This window comes from Butyricicoccus sp. AM32-19 (assembly GCF_003480365.1).
Lineage (GTDB): Bacteria > Bacillota > Clostridia > Oscillospirales > Butyricicoccaceae > Agathobaculum > Agathobaculum butyriciproducens.
In genome coordinates this window covers 56,102-78,436 of record NZ_QUIX01000010.1, presented here as the reverse complement: position 1 = coordinate 78,436, position 22,335 = coordinate 56,102, and the positions used below count along the sequence as shown (strand labels likewise).

Below are 22,335 nucleotides of genomic sequence, written 5' to 3'. Positions count from 1 at the left end.
ATCATTCACCGACGTACACGACCTCATCCCGCTTGGAATAGGTGGAGCTGTTGGCCAGCACCTCGGTCGTCTTGCCGTTTTCAGTAATCTGCTTGTAGGTCTTGGTCGAGTAGCCCGTGATGCCCGAGGTCTCCACACGGCTGTCGCCTGCCTCCATCGAGCTGTCCGTCTTTGTAACGGTCTCCGGCTTGTAGGTCTCGAGCACCTCTGTGCGGGTCGTGACCGTCTTGTCGCTCGTTTTGGTGCCGACAATGGTCATAATCATCTGACCGTCGGTCTGCTCGGCAAGAATCTTGACCGGATACGCCGTATTGTTGACGAACCGGAAATCCAGATTGCCGTAATCCACGGTTGCGTCCTCGCCGAGCGGTGTGTAGGACACGGTAAACGAATGATTATGCCGTTCGGTCACCTTCAAATCGGCACGCAGTACAGCCATGTACAGCGTCGAGGACGGCTGGCAGACACCGCCGCCGAACTCGTCAATAATCTTGCCGCCCGAGTAGGCATGCGCCTCCTGATAACCACGTGCGGCTGTGCGCTCGCCAACCGTGCCGTTATAGGAAAACTCATCGCCCGGATTGAGGATAGTGCCGTTGATGGCCTTAGCTGCCAGACGGATATTGTTCGTACGCGGTGCGTTGCCCTCGTCGAGATTGGTCGCCGTGCGCGCGAGCGTATCGTGGAACAGCTTCGCCTTGAGCGTCTCTGCCGTGATGGACGGCTGGGTGATCGTCACAGGAATGGTGTAGGTCTCTTGCGAGCCGTCGCCAATGATCTCCTTGGCCTTATCGGTGTCGAACGACACGCCTGCCTTGCCGGCGATGATGGTCTTGCCGTCCTCCTTGCTGACGGTAGCGTTGACCGGGTCACCGATAATGTCGGCTGCAATCTTGTCAACGTCAATCGCCGGAGCGGCTGTCACATCGGTCGAGACCTCATACGGCTCAAAGTCCATCAGGCGGATCTGATCAGTCAGCGCCTGCTCTACCGCATCCGTGTCAAACTTGACGCCCGGCTTGCCGGAATGCACGATCAGATTGCTGTCCTTCAGTTCCCAGGTCGGATTGACCGGTTCGGTCAGCGCCGTGTCCGCGATTTCGTTAAGCGTGCCGCGCAGGCTTTCCTCATCTACAGTTGCCGCAATCTGCGCCTCTCTTTGACCGCGCATTGCGCCGATGATATCGCGCACGCGCTCGAGCGGATTGCCGGTGCGGCCTATTTCATAGGCGTTCTCGGCGGACTGGATGCCGTCCACGTTTTTCAGCACCTTATCGACCGGAATACCATAGTTGGAGCCGTAAATCGTCACCGTGACATTTTTGCCCTCGTACAGCGGCGCACTCTGGTCTTCAATGGTGTTTGCCGCATCATCGCGGTTCATGCCCCCGACCGCGATCGGTCCGACAGTCACACCCGGAAAAACATTCGGGTAGCAGTACACATAGCCGAATGCACCGGCTGCCGCCGCAATGACAACGCCGACGGCAATCTTTACACCGATAGGAACACGACGTTTCTTCTTCGGCTGCTTCGCTTCCGTCCGGATGACCTGCGCCGGTTTTTCCGGCTTTTTGGCCTGCTTTTTGATCAAATGCGCTCCCTTCTTCGGTTTGTTTGCGCTTTTATCTGCCATGAGTATACCTCTTAACTAATCTATGCTTGGAATATGCCTTGGATTCTCGATGCACCCGCCATTATTCGACAGGTATACCTTTATATTATAGCGCCCTGTATTCATGATAGCAACTACAAATTCGGATAAATTCGGTATACGCCGTCATAATCTGTCGCTTTAACTTGCTATCACGGCTCTTTTCTGCTATAGTATTATTAGTATGCTAAAATTTTTGTGAAAAAGAGGAGTAAATGCAAGTGAAACAATTAGGACTGTTAATTCGACTGATTATCGGCATCATCGCCGGTATCCTCATCGGTATGTGCGGACAGTGGTTCGGCATCGCGGACACTGGGTTCTTCGTTGCCATCATCCGCCTGCTGGCAACCTTTACCTCGCTGTTCTCGACCTTCCTGTCATTCATGATCCCGCTGATCATCCTGTCGTTCATCACGGTCGGCATGGCAGAGCTTGGCAAGAAGGCCAATCGTCTGTTCGGTCTGACCCTGCTGCTGGCCTACGGCACAACCGTTATTTCCGGCCTGCTGACCTTCTTCATCGGCAAGGCCGTTCTGCCGGGGCTCATTCAGCCCATCACCGGCGATGTACTCGAGAGCAACGCCTTCGAGCCGCTGTTCTCCATCACGGTTGACCCGGTGTTCGGCGTTATGACCGCACTTGTGCTCGCGTTCGTGATCGGCATCGGCATGGCAAACCTTAAGGGCGATTCCCTGCTGAACGTTTTCCGCGATCTGCAGAAGATCGTTACCGGCGTACTCAGCCGCATTATCATTCCGCTGATCCCGATCCACATCGCAGGTCTGTTCGCCAACATCGCAGCCGAGGGCCGTCTGGCGGCTACCGTCAAGATGTTCGCTTCCCTGTATGCCATTATTATTGTGCTGCAGCTGCTGTACATCGTGTCTCAGTTTGGTCTGGCAAGCATTGTCTGCCGCAAGAACCACTTCAAAAGCATGAAGAACGCCGCTCCGGCGTACTTTACCGCACTCGGCACCCAGTCGTCTGCATCGACTATTCCGATTGCGCTGAACTGTGCATATAATAACAATATAAATAACGACGTTGCCGACTTTGTCGTTCCGCTGTGCGCTACCATCAACCTCAACGGCGATACCATCTGCCTCGTACTCGGCTCGATGGGCATCATGCTTGCAAGCGGCATAACCCCGACCTTTGCCATGTTTGCTCCGTTTGTATTCATGCTGGGCGTTACCATGGTTGCGGCTCCGGGTGTACCGGGCGGCGGTGTTATGTCGGCACTGGGCCTGATCACCTCGATGCTCGGCTTCACGGACCCGATGCAGCAGCTTATCATCGCCCTGCACTTCTCGCAGGACAGCTTCGGCACTGCTACCAACGTCACCGGTGACCAGGCGATTGCCCTCATCGTGGACAAGGTAGACCGTTCTGCTTCCGAAAAATAACCGGGAAGTTGTTTCCATAGCCATCCCCCGGTCATAAAACAACTTCCAATCTCCTGAAAGGCGGCGATTCCGGTAAATGGATATTCTGCTCGATATTGTGCATTCAGTTGACTACGGCGTTCTCGCGTACATCTCGGAGCACTGGCGCGGTGGTCTGTCCGACACAGTCTGGAAGGTGTTCTCCCTGCTGGGCAGCTACGGTGCTGTCTGGATTACGCTTGCCGTACTGCTGCTGTTCTTCCGGCGAACACGCCGCGCCGGTGCGGCGATGCTGATCGCGCTCGGTGTCGGCTTTCTGCTTGGCAACGTGTTCCTCAAGAACCTTGTCATGCGGCCGCGTCCATTTGTCACCCACACCGACCTGACGGCGCTGCTCGTTCCGGAGGACCCGTGGTCGTTTCCGTCCGGACACACGCTCAGCTCGTTTGCGGCAGCTTCGGCGCTGTACTTCTTCCACTATAAAACCGGTTTTCTGGCCTTTCTGCTGGCGGCAGCCATTGCGTTTTCGCGGCTGTATGCCAGCGTCCATTACCCGACCGACGTACTGGCCGGAGCGGTCATCGGCGTGCTGTGCGGCATTATCGCTGCATGGCTGACCGACCGCGTTACCGACCAGTGCCACACACTCCGGCTGAGAAAGGGCAAAAAATGAATCAATACAAACGCCTTCTCGGCAATACCTTTATCTTTGCGATAGGCACGTTCAGTTCCAAGATTCTCGTCATCCTCATGCTGCGTTTCTACACCGGCATGATGACGCAGGATGAAATGGGTGTCGCTGACCTGATCATCAAGACCACCAGTATTCTGTACCCGGTGGTGTCGCTGTCCATCGGACAGGCGGTCATCCGCTACGGACTTGAGCGCAAGTATTACAAGCGAAGCGTGTTCACCATTGCGCTCGTGACAGTGCTGTGCGGCTTTATTATCGCACTGCCGTTCCATCCGCTGCTGAGTCTCATCCACTATAACACCTCGGCGGGTGTTACCGGCTCACTGCTTGAGTATCAGTGGATCATCTACCTGTATGTTCTGACCTCGTGCACGCAGAACGTGTGCAGCCAGTTCATCCGTGCGCTTGGTCACGTCCGCCTGTACGCGATCGACGGCATTTTCCGTACGTTCGTCACCATCATGCTGAACATCCTCTACCTGAAGGTGTTCCGCTGGAACATCCTCGGCTATGTGTTCTCCATCATCTGCTCGGACGCACTTTCCACTGTTTGCCTGTTCATTATCGCCGGTTTGTGGAAGTACGTCAAACTCAAGCGTCTGGACACACACCTGTGGCGCGGAATGCTGGCGTACTCGCTGCCGCTCGTGCCGGATGCGATTCTCGTGTATATTATCGGCTTCTCGGATCAGGTGTTCCTCGCTTCCATGCAGGATACCGCAGTCAGCGCCATCTACTCGATCGCCTACCGTGTGCCAACACTGATTGCGCTTGTCGCGTCCATCTTTGTTGATGCATGGCAGATATCCATGGTCAACAACAACACCAAGGAGGAGCAGATCACGTTCTTCTCGAACGTCGGCAACACATACTCGTCCATCGTGTTCATCATCGCGTCCGGCGGCGTAATGTGCGCCAAGCTGGCTATGACAGTTCTCGCCGTGCCCAGCTACTATATCGGCTGGACGTTCATCCCGATTCTGGCGGTCGGCGCGGGCTTCAACTGCCTGTCCAGCTTCCAGAAAAGCGTGTACCTGCTGGAAAAGAAGACGGTTGCGTCCTTCCTGTCCACGGCATTCTCCGCGGTTATTAACATCGGTCTGAATGCTCTGCTCATCCCGCGGATGGGGGGCACCGGTGCAGCGCTGGCAACGCTCATCAGCTATGTGGCTCTGTTCCTGTACCGTGCGATTGACAGCCGGCGGTTCATGCCGGTCCGCTGGAAGGTGCCGCGCTTGGCGCTGACCGTGATTCTGCTTACCGTGCAGTCCATGCTCATGCTGTTTGAGCCGCCGCTGTGGCTCGTCTGGCAGATTGCGCTGTTCGGCGCAGTTGCGGCACTCAACAGCCGCGAGATGCTGCTCAGTGTCAAAAAGCTGCTGCATCGAGCATAAGCTTATATGCAAAGGGAATACCTGCGGGGTGTTCCCTTTTTCTTTTGCGCTCCGAATGCGGAATGGGAGCCGTCCGGACGGTTGGATGGCCCCAAAGGATAGATACCAAGGTTTCTTATCCTCTTGGAACGAAAAAAAGACAGACGAAAAATCGTCTGTCTTTTTGCGTTAGATGGAAAAATTAAGCGTTCCGTTATTGACAAGATCCTCGAGCGTGACCGAATCAACATAATTATTGATTGCGTCATACAATCCGCGCCAAAAGCTGAGCGTAATGCATTCATCTACACGAGGACAATCCACTGGCTCATGCTCCAAACAAGCCACCGGTGCAAGAGAGCCTTCGGTAATGCGCAGAATATCGCCCACGGTATACTCCGAAGGATGCCGCGCCAGCTGGTAGCCGCCCTGTGCGCCTCGCGTCGAGATAACAAAGCCCGCACGCGAAAGCTGCACCACGATCTGCTCCAGATACTTGGCCGAAATCTGCTGTCGCTTGGAAATATCGCGCAGCGGAATGTAGCCGCCTGCGTCATGCTGCGCCAAGTCGATCATCAGACGAAGCGCATATCTTCCTTTGGTTGAAATCTTCATAGTTGCAAATTCCCCTTTTTACTAATATACCACAGGTTTACTATGAATTCAAGTCCAAACCGATTTTTGTTTACAATTTTTTCAGAATTGCCTCAATATGCTCATTGGCCTGCTCTACTTCCCAGTGCAGCTCGGTCGCGGAGATACGCTCTGCGCCATGTCCGAGAATGATCATCTGCTCCATACCATCCGAGGTAGCCACCCGAACACGGTGCTTGCGCGACAGGTCGTAGGACGCCTGCTCAATGTACATATCCGCAGTTTCGGCCTCCTTGGTGTAGACAATATGGATGCCGCCGCGCTGCTCAATTGAGCCGGTGCCGCCTTTGACCTTATAGGCATCGAACACGAGAATAAGATGGCATCTGCGCACACCCTGATAATTGCTCAGCACGTTGACGAGCGCTTCACGGGCTGCGTTGACATCACGGGCGGCAATGTCGCGCAGCTCGTCCCACGAGAAGATGATGTTGTAGCCGTCCACGAGCAGATAATCGTCCTCACGAATGCGGGTGACGTACAGCTGCTCAAGCGTCGCGGCCTTTTTACGGCTCTGCTGGAAGGCTTCAAAGCCGCGGTTTTTGACCGGACCGTAGGTGCGTTCAAACAAGGCCCGCAGTTCCGCGTCGCCGCCGAAGCCGTCTCCACCGCCTGTGCCGGAGGAACGCACCGGGCGGACTTGTTCCGGCTCTTCTTCCCTAGGTTTAAGCACGTTTGAAGTATCAATATGCGCGTGCTCCGGCACCTCATTCCACTTGACAACATAGCCTGCACCGTGCGAGCAGAACACGGAATCCGGCGTATTCTCCACATCGGCGGTCGGGTCGTAGGCAGCTGCCGAGATGACTTCCTCCGCGTTGTGGCAAGGCGCGTAGCCGTTCGGCGTGCACGACAGCCGACCGCGTCCCTTGGTGTACGCCGCGACCTCGGTCCAGTAGTTGCGCATGGTGGAAACCGGCGCCGTTCCGGTCAGAATCGAACCGTGAGCACCCTGCTCGGGCGGCTCGAACGTGCCGTTCATTCGCTGAATGTCGGTCATGGCGCGTCCGACACACTCGTCCGGCAGCTCCAGCCGAAACGCATAATACGGCTCAAGCAGCAGGCTTTCTGTGCGCATAAGGCCGTTGCGGACGGCGCGGTAGGTCGCCTCACGGAAGTCGCCGCCTTCCGTATGCTTGACGTGTGCACGTCCTGCAAGGATGGTTATCTTCACATCCGTGATGGGTGCACCGGTCAGCACGCCTAAATGCGGTTTTTCCGCCAGATGCGTGAGGATCAATCGCTGCCAGTTCAGGTCGAGCACATCGGTCGGACACGCCGTTGACAGCTGAATGCCGCTGCCGCGCTCTGCCGGTTCAAGCAGCAGATGCACCTCGGCGTAATGCCGCAGCGGCTCGAAATGGCCGATGCCGATCACCGGCTCGGTGATCGTCTCGCGGTAGACGATGCTGCCCTCATCAAAGGTCACATCCACGCCGAAGCGTTCCGCGATAACGCTGGTGAGGATTTCCAGCTGCACCTCCCCCATTAGCTGCAGGTGAATCTCGCCAAGCCGCTCGTTCCACACCACCCGAAGCTGCGGGTCCTCCTCCTCGAGCTGGCGCAGATTGCGCAGCATGACATGTGCGTCACACCCTTCTGGCAGGCACACGCGATAGCCGAGAACCGGCTCGAGCACCGGCGGCAGTGCACCGGCTTCCGCGCCAAGACCCATACCCGGACGCGTGTGCGTGAGTCCTGTCACCGCACAGACCATGCCGCTCTCGACGCGCTCAGCCGTGCGGAATTTTTCACCCGAGTAGATGCGGATGCCGCTCACTTTTTCCTGCCAGCCGCCGTCCTCGCCGCCCGAAAGCTGCTCGCGCACGGACAGCGCACCGCCGGTGATTTTGAGATATGACAGGCGGTTGCCCTGTGCGTCACGCGCGATTTTGAACACGCGCGCACCGAAGTCCGCGCCGTACTGCGGTGCAGGAAGATATCGTTCCAGACCATCCAGCAGCGCGTCCACGCCGTCCAGTTTGAGCGCCGAGCCGAAGTAGCACGGGAACGCTTTTCGTTCCGCAACCAGCTGTGCGATCTGGCTGTCATCCACCATTCCTGTCTCGAGGTACTGCTCGAGCAGACCTTCATCGCATACGGCAAGCTCCTCTGCCATTGTGTCCGTCGAAGTGAAGTCCACACAGCCGCTGTCCAGCCGCGATTTCAGCTCCTGCAGGAGTGCATTTCGGTCTGCGCCGTCCAAATCCATCTTGTTGATGAACAGAAACGTCGGGATTCCCTGCCGCGTCAGCAGCCGCCACAGCGTTTCCGTATGCGCCTGCACGCCGTCCGTGCCGCTTATGACCAGCACCGCACAGTCGAGCACCTGCAGTGTGCGTTCCATCTCCGCCGAAAAGTCAACGTGACCGGGCGTGTCCAGCAGTGTCACCTCGGTGTGCGGCAGAGAGAACTCCGCCTGCTTGGAGAAAATTGTGATGCCGCGCGCGCGCTCGAGCGCAAACGTATCGAGGAACGCATCCTGATGATCCACGCGGCCTAATTTTTTCAGCGCACCCGCCTGATACAGCATGGCTTCCGACAGAGTGGTTTTTCCGGCATCAACGTGCGCCGTGATGCCAATACAGATATGTTTCATAGCAAAATTCGCTTTCATGTTCGAGTGATTCTAACTCCTACTATTATCGCAGGTTTTGCGTGATTCTTCAAGGCATAGCATGTATTCTTTCCCGTTATATCGTCATAAACAACAGATATTGGACAAATTTCTTGTGCAGGTTTACAATAGAACCATCAGCAAAGGCGCTGAAACCTACCGACTAAGGGGTTTCAGCACCTTTTTGTTTTCTTGTATTCCAAATCTTAACAGGAGCGATAGATATGCAGTATGAAATTTCCAACCGTATGAGTGATGTGCACGGCTCGGCCATCCGCGAGCTGTTCAAGCTCGGCGCAGACCCGAACATGATCTCGTTCGGCGGCGGCAACCCGTCCGCAGAGACCTTCCCGGTACCCGAGATTGCGGACATCATCGCGGACGTCATGAAGAACGCACCGGTCTCTGTTCTGCAGTACGGTCTGTCCGAGGGCTACACGCCGCTGCGCGATACGATGAAGGACTACCTCACCCGCACACAGGGTTTTGATTTCGAGAACAATGAGCTGTTCATCCTGTCCGGCGGTCAGCAGTGCGCCGACTTGACCACTAAAGTTCTGGTAAACGAAGGCGATGTCATTCTGACTGAGGACCCGGCCTTTGTCGGCTGCCTGAACACATTCCGTTCGTATGGCGCCAAGCTGATCGGCATTCCGATGCAGCAGGATGGCATGGATACGGATGCGCTCGAGGCCGCTCTCAAGGCGCACCCCGAGGCCAAGCTGCTGTACACGATTCCGTCCTTCCAGAATCCGTCCGGCATCACGACCACGCTCGAAAAGCGCAAAAAGGTGTATGAACTCGCGTGCAAGTACGATATCGCCATTCTTGAGGACAACCCGTACGGCGAGCTGCGCTTTTCCGGCGAGGATGTGCCGACCATCAAGTCGATGGACACCGAAGGCCGCGTGCTGTATGCAGGCAGCTTTTCCAAGGTTATGGCTCCTGCGTTCCGACTGGGCTTCCTCGTGTTCAACAAGTCGCTCACCATGCCGCTGACCATCGCCAAGCAGACCACCGATGTGCACTCTAACGTGCTGTTCCAGTATGTCTGCAACGAGTACATGACCAAGTACGATTTTGCCGCGCACCTCGACAAAGCGCGTGACGTATACCGCGCTAAGTGCAATCTCATGCTCGATACCATGCGCCGCACCTTCCATCCGGCGGTCACGTTCTCGCAGCCGGAAGGCGGCCTGTTCGCCATGGCCTTCCTGCCGGACGGCATGGATTCGCAGCCGTTTGTCCGCGAGGCGATTCAGCGCGGTGTACTCTGCGTGCCCGGCTCAGCGTTCCTGGCAGACGAAAAGCAGGTGTCGAACGCCTTCCGCCTCAACTATTCTACCCCGACCGACGAGCAGATCGTCAAGGGCATTGAAATTCTCGGCAAGCTCACCCACGAATGGATCAAGGAGTAATAAAAATGAAAGTTATGGCATTCAACGCCCGTCCGGACGAACGCGCGTTTTTCGATCACTTCAGTCAGTCGCTTGATATGGACCTTACGCTGCAGAAGGACACGCTGACCCTCGATAATGTTGCGCTGACCCGCGGCTGCGACGGCATTTCCTGCACTTGCGACCTGCCTGCGCCGATTCTGGAAAAGCTGGCCGAGAACGGTGTCCGCTATGTGGCCCTGCGCACCATCGGCTACGACAATGTAGACCTGAAAGCTGCAGAGCGTCTCGGCATCCGCGTATCCCACGCCGGATATTCGCCGTATGCGGTTTCCAACTACACGGTCATGCTCATGCTGATGTGCATCCGCAAGGCCGGCTACATCATGTTCCGCTCGCACACCGCAGACTACTCGCTCGGCGCATCCGGCGCGGCGCGCGGCATGGAGATGCAGAACCTGACCGTTGGCGTCATCGGCACCGGTCGTATCGGCAAAGCCGTTATTCACAATCTGTCCGGCTTTGGCTGCCGCATTATCGCGCATGACCCGTACCCGTCCGAGGAAATGAAGCAGATGGGCGTGGAGTACGTTTCGCTCGAGTCGCTGTACGCGCAATCCGATGTCATCACACTGCACACCTTCCTCAACGACAGCACCTACCACATGATCAACACCGAGGCTATTCAACAGATGAAGCCGGGTGTTGTCATCATCAACTGCGCACGCGGCGCTCTGATCGACACCCGTGCTCTGATCGACGGCATTGAGTCCGGCCGTGTAGGCTCGGTCGGCGTGGACTGCTTTGAGGGTGAGGATGACGTGATCCGCGTCGATCACAATTACAACAGCCGCGTCACCAACCACGATTACATCATCCTGAAATCCTTCCAGAACACTATCGTTACCCCGCATGTTGCGTTCTTCACCGATCAGGCGGTGTTCGATATGGTTCAGTGCTCGCTCGAAAGCCTGCATCAGTTTGAACTCGGTGAAAAAGTTCCTCTCGAGGTACACGCCGCATGACCTGTCGCGGATTTACGCCATCTGCGCAAAATACCGCTCCAAATACGCAGTAAACGCGCGAATGCTCTGCGTGCGGAACCGTCCGAGCGTCTGCACATAGATATACCGGCGGCACTGTGCGTCCTTGATGTGCAGCAGCCGCACGCCTGCGTCCTCGCAGACCTGCCGCCACTCGCCGGACGCGACCAGTGCAACACCCATGCCGCACGACAGCAGTCGGATCTGCAAGGCCGCGCTGTCGCACTCGATAGCGGCGTGCATCTCCATACCTGCTGATCGGAAAATATGCTCGGAAATCTGCCGGAACGACTGCGAATTGCTCAGCGCTATAAACGGGTCGTCGGCAAGTTCTGTCAGCGATACGCTTTCCCGATCGGCATACCGGTGTCCCTCGGGCACAGCCACGCACATCTCCTCATCGTACAGCAGGACGGCACCCGCAGGCACCTCGTCCCGCGATACCGCGGAATCGAGCAGCAGGTCGCTGCCCTCGGGCGTGCTGCTGATGCGCAGATCCAGATTGCCGTACTCAGCGGAAAACCCCGCGAGTATCTCGCTGATACGCTCCGCACACGACAGCGCACAGATGCACAGACCGCCTGTCCGGTGCAGGCTCTCCTCAATTTCGCCGCGTGCGTCGCGCTCGGCTTCCAGTATCGTCCGTGCGTACCGCAGCAGGATATCTCCCTGCTCGGTGCGGCGCAATCCCTTTCCCGTTCGCTCGAATAACTCGGCTCCCAGCTCGCTTTCCAGATTCCGTATGGTTTTGGATACAGCGGGCTGCGCCACGTTCAGGCTCTCGGCGGCACGCGTCATATTTTCGTATTTAGCTACGGCGGCAAACTGCCGAAGCTGGTATAATTCCATTGCATTCCCCTCCATTCTATGAAAGTACAGGAAAATTCCCCTTATGATTACTCAAATTCTGCTTCAGCAGACGATCATCATGTTTCTTTTGATGATGCTCGGTCTGCTCCTCTCCCGCCGCGGCATGATAACCGAACAGGGCAGCCGTGATCTGTCCAACGTGCTGCTGTACGCAGTCATTCCGTGTGTTATCCTGCGCAGCTACATGTCCGAGTTCAGCGTGGACAAGCTGCGTGCCATGGGCATTTCGGCTGTTATCGCGGTGATCGCGTTTGTCGCGTCCATCGGCGTGGCGTACCTCACCTGCGGCACCCGGCACCGGATTGAAAACTTTGCGGTCGCGTTCGGCAACGCCGGCTTCATCGGTATTCCGCTCGTCACAGCCGTGTTTGGCGCGGAGGCGGCGTTCTACGTTGTCTCGTACAGCACGCTGGCGAATCTGCTGCAGTGGACGTACGGTATTGTTATTATATCAGGCAAAAAGGAAACCATCAATCTGAAAATGGTGTTCGTCAATCCGGTTTTCACCTCCATGGTGATCGGTCTCATCCTGTTTGTGGCTCAGCCGACGCTGCCCTCGGTCATCACCGGCACGATCGGCTACATTGCGGATGCCAATACTGCTCTGGCGATGATTATTCTCGGTTTCTATCTGTCCAAGGTGCGCCTGCGCGACCTGTTCGCGAGTGCAAGGCTGTACGTTGTCTCTGCCGTGCGCCTGCTTGTCGTTCCGGCGGTGACGGTGCTCATCTTCCTGCTATTCCCCTTTGCCCGCGGCGAGATCACGCTGATTACGCTGATCGCAGCGGCAACGCCGGTTGCCAGCAGCACAGCCATCTTTGCGCAGAAGTTCGATCAGGACTACCGGCAGGCGGTGTCGTATGTATGCTTGTCCACCATTCTGTCCGTGGCAACGCTGCCGCTGGTAATGCTGGTGGCTGAACGTTTTCTTTCCTAAAACCAGATAACAAAAGCGGCGCAGACCAATCGGTCTGTGCCGCTTCTTTGCGTCTTCTTGAAAATGTCGTTCCGCGACAGACGTTATCCCAGAACAACCTTATGGAAAGTCTTTTTGCCCTTCTTGATCATGCACTCCTCGTTAAAGAAGTCCTTGGTCAGCTGCTGCTTGAAGTCCGCGACCTTCTCACCGTCCAGCGATACGCCGCCGCCCTGCACCAGCTTGCGCGCCTCGCCGTTGGAGGCTGCAAGGCCGCACTTGACGAGCAGCGTCAGCACGCCGATCTGGCCGTCGGTAAAGTCCGCGTCGGTCAGCGTGGTGGTCGGCATGTTGGCAGCCGCACCGCCGGAAACGAAGATCTCCTTGGCAGCGGTCTGTGCCTTTTCGGCCTCCTCCTTGCCGTGTACCAGAGCGGTCAGCTCGTATGCGAGGATTTCCTTTGCCTTGTTCAGCTGTGCGCCTTCCCAGTTATCCATCGCCTCGATCTCCTCAAGCGGCAGGAAGGTCAGCATACGGATGCACTTGAGCACGTCTGCATCATCGACATTGCGCCAGTACTGGTAGAAATCGTAAGGAGAAGTCTTGTTCGGATCGAGCCAAACTGCGCCGGAAGCGGTCTTGCCCATCTTCTTGCCCTCGGAGTTGAGCAGCAGAGTGATGGTCATCGCGTGCGCGTCCTTGCCCAGCTTGCGGCGGATCAGCTCTGTACCGCCGAGCATGTTGCTCCACTGGTCGTTGCCGCCGAACTGCATGTTGCAGCCGTAGTTCTTGAACAGGTAGTAGAAGTCGTAGGACTGCATCGGCATGTAGTTGAACTCGAGGAAGCTCAGACCCTTCTCCATGCGCTGCTTGAAGCACTCGGCACGGAGCATATTATTAACCGAGAAGCACGAGCCGATGTCGCGGATAAACTCGATGTAGTTGAGGTTCATCAGCCAGTCGGCGTTATTTACCATCTGCGCCTTGCCCTCACCGAATTCGATGAAGCGCTCCATCTGCTTCTTGAAGCAGTCGCAGTTGTGCTGGATGGTCTCGACAGTCATCATCGAGCGCATATCGGTACGGCCGGACGGGTCGCCGATCATAGCGGTGCCGCCGCCGATCAGCGCGATCGGCTTGTTGCCTGCCATCTGCATGCGCTTCATCAGGCAGAGCGCCATAAAGTGGCCAACATGCAGGCTGTCCGCGGTCGGATCGAAGCCGATGTAGAAGGTTGCCTTGCCGTTGTTGATCATCTCGCTGATCTCTTTTTCGTTCGTTACCTGCGCGATCAGACCGCGCGCTTTCAGTTCGTCGTAAAGCTGCATTATTCTGTCTCCTGTATTTCAATTTGTTTGCATTCTATGATAAAAGAGTCCGAATACCGTTATGGAGCACGCTCTTTTCTGCGTTCGTCTATGATTACCACGGGTTCACGCTCCCTGTCCGGCCGCGTCGAGCAGTTCCTCTGCGTTGCGGCGTGCTGCATCCGAGATTTCCTCGCCGGAGAGCAGACGTGCAATTTCGTCTACGCGGTGTGCTCTGTCCATCGGGCTGACATCGGTGTAGCTGCGGCCGTCCCGCACGGATTTGGAAATGCGCAGGTGGTGGTCGCCCATAGCGGCAATCTGCGGCAGATGGGTAACGCACAGTGTCTGCTTCTTTTTCGCAATGGCAGACAGCTTGCGGCCGATCTGCTGAGCCGCATGGCCGGAAACGCCGGTGTCGATCTCGTCAAAGATCAGCATACCAACATCTTCGCCCGCCGTCAATACGTTTTTAAGCGCAAGCATAATTCGGCTTAGCTCGCCGCCGGAGGCCACCTTGGAGAGCGGCTTTTCCGGCTCACCCGGATTGACCGAAATCTCAAATGTCACGGTGTCGCAGCCGTGCGCGGACAGCTTGGTGCCGGTGCGGACCGCAACCCGCATTTTTACCTTATCCATGTCGAGTTCGCTCAGCTCGCGCACGATTTCGCCCTCCAGCTGCTTGGCAGCCTTGCGGCGCTGCTCGGTGAGTTCCGCCGCGATGCCCTTGGCCTCCGCGAGCATGCCGCGGTACTGCTCCCACAGTTCTTCCCTGCGGTCGTCCGCGTTCTCGAGCGTATCCAGCTCGGCGGTTATCTTCTCAAGGTACGCGAGGATTTCCGGAATCGTGCCGCCGTATTTCTGCTTCAGACGGTAGATTTCATCCAAGCGCTGCTCGACCATCTCGCGCTCTGCCGGAGAAAAGTCCAGATTGTCCCCCTGACTTGCCACGCTGTCGCGCAGGTCTGCCGCCAGCAGACGCACTTCCTCTGCCTGCTCGGCCATGCCGTCGAAGGCGTCCGACACTTCGCGCAGACTCTCGATGGCGTTTGCCGCCTGATCGAGCAATTCACACGCACCCGCAATTTCATCGTCACCCGAGAGCGCCATACGCGCCTGCTCGAGTGCGCCCGCAATCTTGCCCGCGTGATCGAAATACGCCTTGCGCTGTGCAAGCACCTCATCTTCATCGGGTTTAAGTGCCGCCTGCTCGATTTCCTCCTTGTGGAAGGTCAGCATGTCGATGCGCTGCAGGCGTTCCTGCTCGCCGGTCTCCAGCGCGGTAATCTCCCGCCGGAGTGTCACCAGCGCCTGATATTTCGGGCGGTATCGCTCGAGTATTTCGGCACAGCCTGCGTAGCCGTCCAGATATTCGATGTGATGTGCTTCATCGAGCAGCTTCTGACCGTCATTCTGACCGTGAATGTCGATCAGGTACGGCGCCAGCTGCCGCAGGACAGCTGCACTGGCCGGCTTCATATTCACGCGGCAGGTGCTCTTGCCGTCTGCGGAAATCTGCCGCTGGACGTACAGCGTGTCCGGCTCGTCACCGGAAAGTGCAAGCTCGTCAAGCAGTTCGCGCAGAGCACGCGGCAGATCGGTGAATACCGCGCTGACAAAGCCTTTCTGCGCACCCGAGCGCACTAAATCGCGGCTGACGCGCTTGCCGAGCAGCGCACCGATCGAATCAATAACGATACTCTTGCCCGCGCCGGTCTCGCCGGAAAGCACGGTCAAACCCTTATCGAGTTCGATGTCTGCACGTTCGATGACCGCTATATTTTCAATGTGGAGTAATTGCAGCATTGCCGCCTTATCCCTCGCTTACTTTAGAATGTCTCTTGCCTGTTTGCAGAACTTTTGCGCGCTGTCGTTATCGCGCATAACGGCGAATACGGTATCGTCGCCGCCAAGCGTGCCGACCACATCGGGTGCGCGCATGGCATCAATCGCCATTGCCGCCGCCTGTCCCAGACCGGGCAGTGTTTTAATGACGACCATGTTCTGCGCCGCATCAATATCCGTGACGCATTCACGGAAAATGTTGCGCAGACGCGTGGTGAAGCTATCCGCCGCACCGGCGTTCGAGGAGGTATACTTGTACTTACCGGTCTCCGAGGAGAGCGTCTTGATAAGCCGCAGCTCCTTGATATCGCGCGAAATGGTCGCCTGTGTGGTGTTGTAGCCGAGTGCCCGCAGATGTGCGGTCAAATCCTCCTGCGTTTCAATCTCAAACCGGTCGATGAGATCGAGGATTTTTGCCTGTCGTTGAAACTTCATCGTTCGCGTTTTCCTCTCTTATAGCAGCGCCGCTCACAGCTTCTGCTGTAAAATTCGATAAAAACTATTGCCTTTCAGACGAATCAGCCGCGTCTGCAGGTCGGAACGGGTGATAATGACCCGATCATCCGGCCGCACGGCAAAGCCCTGTCCGCCGTCCGCCGAGATGAACACCTCACTGCCGCCCTCACAGGCTGCGGTGATGGACACGCTGCGCTCGGGCGCAAACACGAACGACTTCGCCGCCAGTGCGTGCGCACAGATGGGAATAACAGCGATGTTTTCCGCGCTCGGCTCAATGACCGGGCCGCCTGCCGACAGACCGTAAGCCGTTGAGCCGGTCGGCGTTGCCGCGATCACGCCGTCACCGTTAAAGCGGGTGACCTCCTCGTTGTCCGCCGAAATGCCGACGCGCACCACGCGGAACGCGGTGCCCTTTGCGATAACAATATCATTGAGCGCGTCGTTCTCATACACGATACGCCCGCCGCGCTGCACAGCAACATGCAGCATCATGCGGCTGTCCAGTGAAAATTCACCGGTGAACAGCTTTTCCATTTTGGGCAGCTCAGCCGGTTCCAGTTCGGTCATAAAGCCGACGTGACCGACATTGATGCCGAGCAGCGGCAGCTGATTCTGCGCCGCCTCTCTCGCCAGACGGAGCATGGTTCCGTCTCCGCCAAGCACGACCGCCATATCCGCAAACTGCACGGCGTCCTCGGTTTGCATGTAATCCGCATCCTCAATGATGGGCGGCACGACCCGCATCTGCTTGGGCAGCATAAGCCGCACACCGTCACGCCGCAGCTGATCGCACACCGGCTGCAGGATATCGCGTGCGCTGTCCTTGCGCAGATTGGGATAGATGAAAATGTTCTTCATCATGCCTTTGCGTCCAGCTCCTCATGTGCCTGACGGACAACGTCTGCCAGATCCGGAATGTGCTCCTCGCCCTGTTTTGCCAGATAGCCGAGAAATTCGATGTTGCCCTCTGGGCCCTTGATGGGAGAAAACGTCACATCAAGCACCTTAAAGCCTGCCGCATGCGCGTTTTCCACATAATTCTGCAGCACCTCAAGGTGAATCTCCGGCTCACGGACAACACCCTTTTTGCCGACCTTGCCCTTGCCGGCCTCAAACTGCGGCTTGATAAGGTTGGCAACATGGCCGTCCTCGGTCAGCAGGCTGGAAACGACCGGCAGCACCAGCTTGAGGGAAATAAACGACACGTCGATGACGCAGAACGACGGCGTTTCCTCCAGCATATCTGGCGTTACATAGCGGATATTGGTGCGCTCCATGCACTTGACACGCGGATCCTGACGCAGACTCCACGCCAGCTGGCCATAGCCGACGTCGATGGAATACACCTTGCGCGCACCGCGGCGCAGCAGGCAGTCGGTAAAGCCGCCGGTCGATGCACCAACGTCCATCACGACCAGATCGGTCGGGTCGATGTTAAAGTAGTTGAGCGCCTTCTCGATCTTCTTGCCGCCGCGGGACACAAATGCGTTCTCGTTGCCGCGAACCTCCAGTTCGGCGTTTTCGTCAACCATATCGCCTGCTTTGCCCGCCTTCTGGCCTGCAATGTAAACGATTCCCTCCATAATCGCAGTCTTTGCACGCTCCCGCGAGGGACAAAGACCCTTTTCAAACAGCAATACGTCCAGTCTCTTCTTAGCCAACGCTGTTCTCCTTCCCATTCCGATTTTTCATGATATATGCCGCAATGCCCTCGGCATCAATGCCGCAGTGACGGTACAGCTCGTTTACGCCGCCGTGCGGCAGAAAGCGGTTGCCGGTGTTCAGAAGATCGGTACGCTCGCTGCGGTGCGCGGCAAGCCACTCGCCGACGCTGCCGTTCGGCACAACGTCCTCCGCAACGACACACCAGCCGCCGAGTTTTTCCTTCTCCTCGGCATACGCCTGTTCCAGTCCGCTGCCGACTTCATTTACCTTGTAAACCTGTGCGCGGATGCCCTCGTGCATGAGGATTTCCGCGGCATCGATTGCCTGATTGACCATAATGCCGTGTGTGACGATCGTCACCTCGCTGCCGGATTGCTCGTGTACGCACACGAGCGGCTGTGCTGACAGCTCCCTGCGGTACGCGCCTTCGCTGCCGCGCGGGTAACGGATAGCGACCGGTCCGGTCTCCCTGTAAATCGCACGGGACAGCATAGCTCGGAGTTCTGCAAAGTCGGACGGACAGAAAATCTTCACGCCCGGGACAGACCGCAGGAACGCGATATCCAGCACACCATTATGCGTTGCGCCGTCCGCGCCGACAATGCCCGCGCGGTCCACGCACAGGACAACGTGCAGACCTTCGATTGCAATATCGTGAACGATCTGGTCATAAGCGCGCTGCAGGAAGGTCGAGTAAATGGCCGCTACCGGCACCAGTCCCTGTGCCGCCATACCGGCCGCCATACCGATGGCGTGCTCCTCGGCGATGCCGACATCGAAAAAGCGTTCCGGGAATTTCTCCGCAAAGCGGGTCAGTCCCGTGCCGGACGGCATAGCCGCTGTGATCGCGCAAATGCGGTTGTCCTTCTCAGCCAGTGCGCAAAGCTCTTTGCCGAAGAACGCAGAGAAGTCCTCCTTCTTCGCGGCAAGCGGTGCGCCTGTTACGCGGTCGAACTTGGAAACGCCGTGGTATTTCTCCGGATGCTGCTCACTCGGGGCATATCCTCTGCCCTTCTGTGTCATAACGTGCAGCAGAACCGGTTTTTTCATTTTTTTCGCCAGTGCGATGAACTCACACACGCTCTTGATGTCATGACCGTCCACCGGACCGAGATAGGTAAAGCCCATCTGCTCGAACAGCGAGGTCGGCAGGACAGCCCGCTTGATCTTAGCCTTGAAGCGCGAAACCGCGCGCGTGATCGTTCCGCCGCCCGGAATACGGCTGAGCCGCTCCTTGATGCGGGTTTTTGCACGCAGATACTGCGGGCTGACGCGCAGGCGCGACAAATGGCGGCTGAGTCCGCCGACATTCTTGGCGATCGACATATTGTTGTCGTTGAGCACCACGAGCAACGGCTCCCGCGAGGTGCCGGCGCTGCTCAGCGCCTCATATGCCATGCCGCCGGTCAGCGCACCGTCGCCGATGACCGCGACAACGTGGTATTTCTGGTTTTTAATCGTGCGTGCATGCGCCATGCCGAGCGCCACCGAAACCGAATCCGAGGCATGTCCCGTGATGCACGGGTCGGTGATGCTCTCCTCCGGCTTCATAAAGCCGCACAGACCGCCGTACTGCCGCAGCGTGTCAAAGCGGTCGCGCCGACCGGTCAGGATCTTGTGGACATAACACTGATGACCTACATCGTAGATGATGCGGTCGCGTGAGGAGTCGAACTCGCGCTCGAGTGCGACAGCCAGCTCTACAATGCCCAGATTGGACGCCAAATGACCGCCGGTCTGCGACACCGAGTCCACAATGAACTCGCGCAGCGCAGCGCACAGCACGCCGAGTGTGTCGTACGACAGTCCGCGCAAATCGGCAGGACTGCTTATATTGTCTAAAATTCCGTATCGTTTCTGCTTCATCAATATCCCCACCTTTGGAAAGGCAGTTTATCTGTATTTATATCGTTACTTTCGGTTATCCAGCTTGAGCGGCAGAACGGACAGCACGCGTCCGCAGAGCGCCAGCACCTTGCTGCTGCACATTACCGCGATGCCCTTGCCGGCTGCCTTGCCGCCGATGGTCAGTGCCGAAATCAGACCGGTAATCAGCAGCGATACCACAACCTTGAGTCCCGCACTCACCCCCGAGGTGATATGTGCAACAATGAGTGCTCCGGTCGCACCGGAGATAATGCCGCAGATATCGCCCACCACATCGTTGCAGATGCTGGAAACCTTCTCTGCGTTTCGCACCATCCAGACCGCCTCGCGCGCGCCGCGCACACGGTGGGCCGCCATCGAGTGAAATTCCTTCTCGGTCGCCGAGGTGGATGCTACGCCGATCATGTCAAACACAATGCCGAGCGCAATGAAGAGCAGCAGCACAGCAAAGGACAGAATCGTGCCCGCACTGGCCAATGCTTCGTTCGAGATATAGGACATGACAACGCTCAGCGCAAAGCTGATGACGGTGATCAAGCCGACCCATGCGGTATTAACAGCCTTGGGCTTTTGCGGCGGTTTTTTCTTTTGTTTGTCGGTCGTATCCACTGAAGATAACTCCTTCACCGATTTTTGCCCCGGATTTATTCCATAATAGCAGAAAATTGCGGCAAACCGCAAATTCCGCCGCCGGAGCGTCTATCATAAGCCGCAAAGACGGCTTTTCTTTTATAGGGTAAGTGACGGCAGACCGAGTAAATCTTGCGGCTTGAGGTTCGGTTGGTTTTCCCCGCGGACTGCCTCGCGTCGCCGTCAAGGGGGTTTCCCATTAAAGTCCGTGCCGAGATGTTACCATGTTCGGGACCGAATTGCCACTGAGTCCGCACTGCAATCCACGGTCTGCCTCGTTAGAATAGCCTAGGTGATTTCCACTACAGTCAAAACGATTCTTAGCCTCTTTTGCAGACATGGTTTCAAAAGTCAATTCCCGCGGCATTCCTGGCCGGGAAACCGCAGGCGGATACCTTATTCACCATGGCCACTCAAGGCAGGCTACACTGCACACAGCACTTTGGTCCTTACGTCGGTGATCAATCCTTTGTAACTTCCGCTGCACCGCATTGCAGGTTTCATCCCGTGCCGTTGGACGTCCATCAATCTCTTATGAAATGCTATAGGCATCCGACAGTCACGGGTCTCCACGGCAAGAGGGTCGGTACTTCATGCCATTGAAGCGCGCCCTCAAGCCTTAACCTCCAGCATCCACCCCAAACTGGGCGTAAGAAGCAAACACCAGAGACTTCATCGATATGCCCGTCTACGGATTTTTAGGCCCGTCTTGGGAATCGCATGAACTGACTAGGATACTACGTCACTTATCTGTTATATTAACACAGAACGCATAAATATTCAAGAAATGTGTGTAAATTTTATGTGAATATGCGTCTTACCTGGTGCGGCCGGTCAGACTGCGTGCCAGTTCGACAAGGAATGCATGACCGTTCAGCGGTTTTACCGCGTTCACTGCTTCCTCGGTCAGCTTTGCCGCAAGCTCTCGGCATTCCTCCAGACCGAGCAAAGACGGAAATGTGGATTTCTCACTGGCCGCGTCCTTGCCGATGGATTTTCCGAGTGTTGCGGCATCTCCCTCGATATCAAGGATATCGTCCTCAATCTGGAACGCCAGACCCAGCTTTTCGCCGTAAGCGCGTGCCCGAGTGAGGGTGTCCTCGTCAGTCGCACCGGCAGCCGCACAGCCGAGTTCACACGCCGCACGGAGCAGGCACCCGGTCTTCAGCTTCTGCAGCAGACGCAGCTCGTCGAGCGAGATTTTGCGGTGCTCGGCGCCCATATCGAGCACCTGACCGCCGATCATGCCATTCATGCCCGCGTTTTCGCCCAGAATACGAATGCAGCGCACGATGGTCTCCGCCGGAACATCCTTTGCCGCCGAAGCCGTCTCAAAAGCCGCCGTCAGCAGTCCGTCACCCGCGAGGACCGCCGTCGCTTCATCGAAAGCCTTGTGGCAGGTCGGTCTGCCGCGGCGCAAGTCGTCGTTGTCCATGCACGGAAGGTCATCATGGATGAGTGAGTAGGTATGGATCATCTCAAGCGCACACGCGAACGGCAGCGCCTTCTCGATATCGCCGCCGCACAGGCGGCAGAATTCCAGCACGATCACCGGGCGCAGGCGCTTGCCGCCTGCCATCGCGGAGTACTTTGCAGCCTCGAAAATGCGGTCGTAACCCTCGCCGGTCTCCCGCGAGAGGTATTTCTCCAGTGCAGGTTCAATGAGCGCAATATCTGCCTTTAACTGCTCGGAAAACGTCATTTTGCTTCCTCCTCTGCCGCAAACGGCTGCTCTGTGAGTTCACCCTGCATGTTCTCCTGCATGACGGTGACCTTCTGCTCGGCCTTGTCCAGCAGCTTGCCGAGGGACGCGGACAGTCTGGTGCCCTCCTCGAACAGCTTCATGCTTTCGTTCAGCGGTGCTTCACCGCGCTCGAGCAGCCGCACGATCTCTTCCAGACGTGCCATCTGGCTTTCAAATGTTCTTTCCGCCATG

Annotated in this window: 19 protein-coding genes; 6 read left to right on the top strand and 13 right to left on the bottom strand. The window is 57.0% G+C overall.

Annotated elements, in window-relative coordinates:
- Window position 1: 1 nt before the first annotated feature.
- Window positions 2–1,636, bottom strand: coding sequence for a VanW family protein (locus DW806_RS09665; protein WP_118729807.1), 1,635 nt, complete (start codon window positions 1,634–1,636; stop codon window positions 2–4).
- Window positions 1,637–1,875: 239 nt separating this feature from the next.
- Between DW806_RS09665 and DW806_RS09660 the strand changes: the two genes are divergently transcribed.
- The 3 genes from DW806_RS09660 to DW806_RS09650 all read left to right on the top strand — a co-directional run bounded on the left by DW806_RS09660 (window position 1,876) and on the right by DW806_RS09650 (window position 5,130).
- On the top strand, window positions 1,876–3,063 hold the full coding sequence (locus DW806_RS09660; protein WP_199667432.1) for a cation:dicarboxylate symporter family transporter: 1,188 nt from the start codon (window positions 1,876–1,878) through the stop codon (window positions 3,061–3,063).
- Between the two features lie 76 nt (window positions 3,064–3,139).
- Window positions 3,140–3,715, top strand: coding sequence for a phosphatase PAP2 family protein (locus DW806_RS09655; RefSeq protein WP_118729806.1), 576 nt, complete (start codon window positions 3,140–3,142; stop codon window positions 3,713–3,715).
- The gene (locus DW806_RS09650; protein ID WP_158578340.1) at window positions 3,712–5,130 is read left to right on the top strand and encodes a lipopolysaccharide biosynthesis protein; all 1,419 of its coding nucleotides are present in this window, start codon (window positions 3,712–3,714) and stop codon (window positions 5,128–5,130) included. Before DW806_RS09655 ends, DW806_RS09650 begins: the two co-directional genes overlap by 4 nt.
- Window positions 5,131–5,298: 168 nt before the next feature.
- Here DW806_RS09650 and DW806_RS09645 read toward each other — a convergent pair whose 3' ends face one another.
- The gene (locus tag DW806_RS09645; RefSeq protein ID WP_110436718.1) at window positions 5,299–5,724 is read right to left on the bottom strand and encodes an RrF2 family transcriptional regulator; all 426 of its coding nucleotides are present in this window, start codon (window positions 5,722–5,724) and stop codon (window positions 5,299–5,301) included.
- Window positions 5,725–5,794: 70 nt separating this feature from the next.
- On the bottom strand, window positions 5,795–8,362 hold the full coding sequence (locus DW806_RS09640) for a translation factor GTPase family protein (RefSeq protein ID WP_118729830.1): 2,568 nt from the start codon (window positions 8,360–8,362) through the stop codon (window positions 5,795–5,797).
- A gap of 242 nt (window positions 8,363–8,604) precedes the next feature.
- On the opposite strand from DW806_RS09640, the gene DW806_RS09635 reads away from it, so the two are divergent.
- Together DW806_RS09635 and DW806_RS09630 are read left to right on the top strand one after the other, a co-directional pair.
- Entirely contained in the window at window positions 8,605–9,798 is a 1,194-nt protein-coding gene (locus DW806_RS09635; protein WP_110436717.1) for an aminotransferase-like domain-containing protein, read from the top strand.
- Between the two features lie 5 nt (window positions 9,799–9,803).
- Complete coding sequence (locus tag DW806_RS09630) at window positions 9,804–10,802, top strand: D-isomer specific 2-hydroxyacid dehydrogenase family protein (protein ID WP_118480188.1); 999 nt, start codon at window positions 9,804–9,806, stop codon at window positions 10,800–10,802.
- A 12-nt stretch (window positions 10,803–10,814) separates the two neighbouring features.
- Here DW806_RS09630 and DW806_RS09625 read toward each other — a convergent pair whose 3' ends face one another.
- Complete coding sequence (locus DW806_RS09625) at window positions 10,815–11,669, bottom strand: LysR family transcriptional regulator (RefSeq protein WP_158575155.1); 855 nt, start codon at window positions 11,667–11,669, stop codon at window positions 10,815–10,817.
- Between the two features lie 43 nt (window positions 11,670–11,712).
- Here DW806_RS09625 and DW806_RS09620 point away from each other — a divergent pair, with 43 nt between their 5' ends.
- A complete protein-coding gene (locus DW806_RS09620; protein WP_118729804.1) occupies window positions 11,713–12,627 on the top strand; it encodes an AEC family transporter in 915 nt (304 codons plus the stop codon).
- A gap of 83 nt (window positions 12,628–12,710) precedes the next feature.
- Here the strand turns inward: DW806_RS09620 and tyrS are convergent, their stop codons facing one another.
- From tyrS to xseB, 9 genes are all read right to left on the bottom strand, one after another.
- Window positions 12,711–13,934 (bottom strand): tyrosine--tRNA ligase, encoded by a 1,224-nt coding sequence (gene tyrS / locus DW806_RS09615; protein WP_118729803.1) that lies wholly within the window; start codon window positions 13,932–13,934, stop codon window positions 12,711–12,713.
- A gap of 105 nt (window positions 13,935–14,039) precedes the next feature.
- Window positions 14,040–15,719 carry a DNA repair protein RecN gene (gene recN / locus DW806_RS09610; protein ID WP_118729802.1) on the bottom strand — a complete coding sequence of 560 codons (1,680 nt, stop codon included), beginning with the start codon at window positions 15,717–15,719 and terminating at the stop codon, window positions 14,040–14,042.
- A gap of 18 nt (window positions 15,720–15,737) precedes the next feature.
- Window positions 15,738–16,193, bottom strand: coding sequence for an arginine repressor (locus DW806_RS09605; protein ID WP_110436711.1), 456 nt, complete (start codon window positions 16,191–16,193; stop codon window positions 15,738–15,740).
- A 33-nt stretch (window positions 16,194–16,226) separates the two neighbouring features.
- Complete coding sequence (locus DW806_RS09600) at window positions 16,227–17,078, bottom strand: NAD(+)/NADH kinase (protein WP_118729801.1); 852 nt, start codon at window positions 17,076–17,078, stop codon at window positions 16,227–16,229.
- Entirely contained in the window at window positions 17,075–17,896 is an 822-nt protein-coding gene (locus tag DW806_RS09595) for a TlyA family RNA methyltransferase (protein WP_117490678.1), read from the bottom strand. Before DW806_RS09595 ends, DW806_RS09600 begins: the two co-directional genes overlap by 4 nt.
- The gene (gene dxs, locus DW806_RS09590) at window positions 17,871–19,748 is read right to left on the bottom strand and encodes a 1-deoxy-D-xylulose-5-phosphate synthase (RefSeq protein ID WP_118729800.1); all 1,878 of its coding nucleotides are present in this window, start codon (window positions 19,746–19,748) and stop codon (window positions 17,871–17,873) included. The genes DW806_RS09595 and dxs overlap by 26 nt, the downstream gene beginning before the upstream one ends.
- Window positions 19,749–19,793: 45 nt before the next feature.
- Window positions 19,794–20,378, bottom strand: coding sequence for a hypothetical protein (locus DW806_RS09585; protein WP_199677294.1), 585 nt, complete (start codon window positions 20,376–20,378; stop codon window positions 19,794–19,796).
- 838 nt (window positions 20,379–21,216) lie between these two features.
- Complete coding sequence (locus DW806_RS09580) at window positions 21,217–22,101, bottom strand: polyprenyl synthetase family protein (protein ID WP_118729799.1); 885 nt, start codon at window positions 22,099–22,101, stop codon at window positions 21,217–21,219.
- A complete protein-coding gene (gene xseB, locus DW806_RS09575; protein ID WP_117490672.1) occupies window positions 22,098–22,334 on the bottom strand; it encodes an exodeoxyribonuclease VII small subunit in 237 nt (78 codons plus the stop codon). Before xseB ends, DW806_RS09580 begins: the two co-directional genes overlap by 4 nt.
- Window position 22,335 lies beyond the last annotated feature (1 nt).

Coding starts and splice junctions, on each gene's coding strand:
- DW806_RS09665 (WP_118729807.1), bottom strand. CDS start 1,636: ATGGCAGATAAAAGCGCAAACAAACCGAAGAAGGGAGCGCATTTGATC.
- DW806_RS09655 (WP_118729806.1), top strand. CDS start 3,140: ATGGATATTCTGCTCGATATTGTGCATTCAGTTGACTACGGCGTTCTC.
- DW806_RS09650 (WP_158578340.1), top strand. CDS start 3,712: ATGAATCAATACAAACGCCTTCTCGGCAATACCTTTATCTTTGCGATA.
- DW806_RS09645 (WP_110436718.1), bottom strand. CDS start 5,724: ATGAAGATTTCAACCAAAGGAAGATATGCGCTTCGTCTGATGATCGAC.
- DW806_RS09640 (WP_118729830.1), bottom strand. CDS start 8,362: ATGAAACATATCTGTATTGGCATCACGGCGCACGTTGATGCCGGAAAA.
- DW806_RS09635 (WP_110436717.1), top strand. CDS start 8,605: ATGCAGTATGAAATTTCCAACCGTATGAGTGATGTGCACGGCTCGGCC.
- DW806_RS09630 (WP_118480188.1), top strand. CDS start 9,804: ATGAAAGTTATGGCATTCAACGCCCGTCCGGACGAACGCGCGTTTTTC.
- DW806_RS09625 (WP_158575155.1), bottom strand. CDS start 11,669: ATGGAATTATACCAGCTTCGGCAGTTTGCCGCCGTAGCTAAATACGAA.
- DW806_RS09620 (WP_118729804.1), top strand. CDS start 11,713: ATGATTACTCAAATTCTGCTTCAGCAGACGATCATCATGTTTCTTTTG.
- tyrS (WP_118729803.1), bottom strand. CDS start 13,934: ATGCAGCTTTACGACGAACTGAAAGCGCGCGGTCTGATCGCGCAGGTA.
- recN (WP_118729802.1), bottom strand. CDS start 15,719: ATGCTGCAATTACTCCACATTGAAAATATAGCGGTCATCGAACGTGCA.
- DW806_RS09605 (WP_110436711.1), bottom strand. CDS start 16,193: ATGAAGTTTCAACGACAGGCAAAAATCCTCGATCTCATCGACCGGTTT.
- DW806_RS09600 (WP_118729801.1), bottom strand. CDS start 17,078: ATGATGAAGAACATTTTCATCTATCCCAATCTGCGCAAGGACAGCGCA.
- DW806_RS09595 (WP_117490678.1), bottom strand. CDS start 17,896: ATGGGAAGGAGAACAGCGTTGGCTAAGAAGAGACTGGACGTATTGCTG.
- dxs (WP_118729800.1), bottom strand. CDS start 19,748: ATGAAGCAGAAACGATACGGAATTTTAGACAATATAAGCAGTCCTGCC.
- DW806_RS09580 (WP_118729799.1), bottom strand. CDS start 22,101: ATGACGTTTTCCGAGCAGTTAAAGGCAGATATTGCGCTCATTGAACCT.
- xseB (WP_117490672.1), bottom strand. CDS start 22,334: ATGGCGGAAAGAACATTTGAAAGCCAGATGGCACGTCTGGAAGAGATC.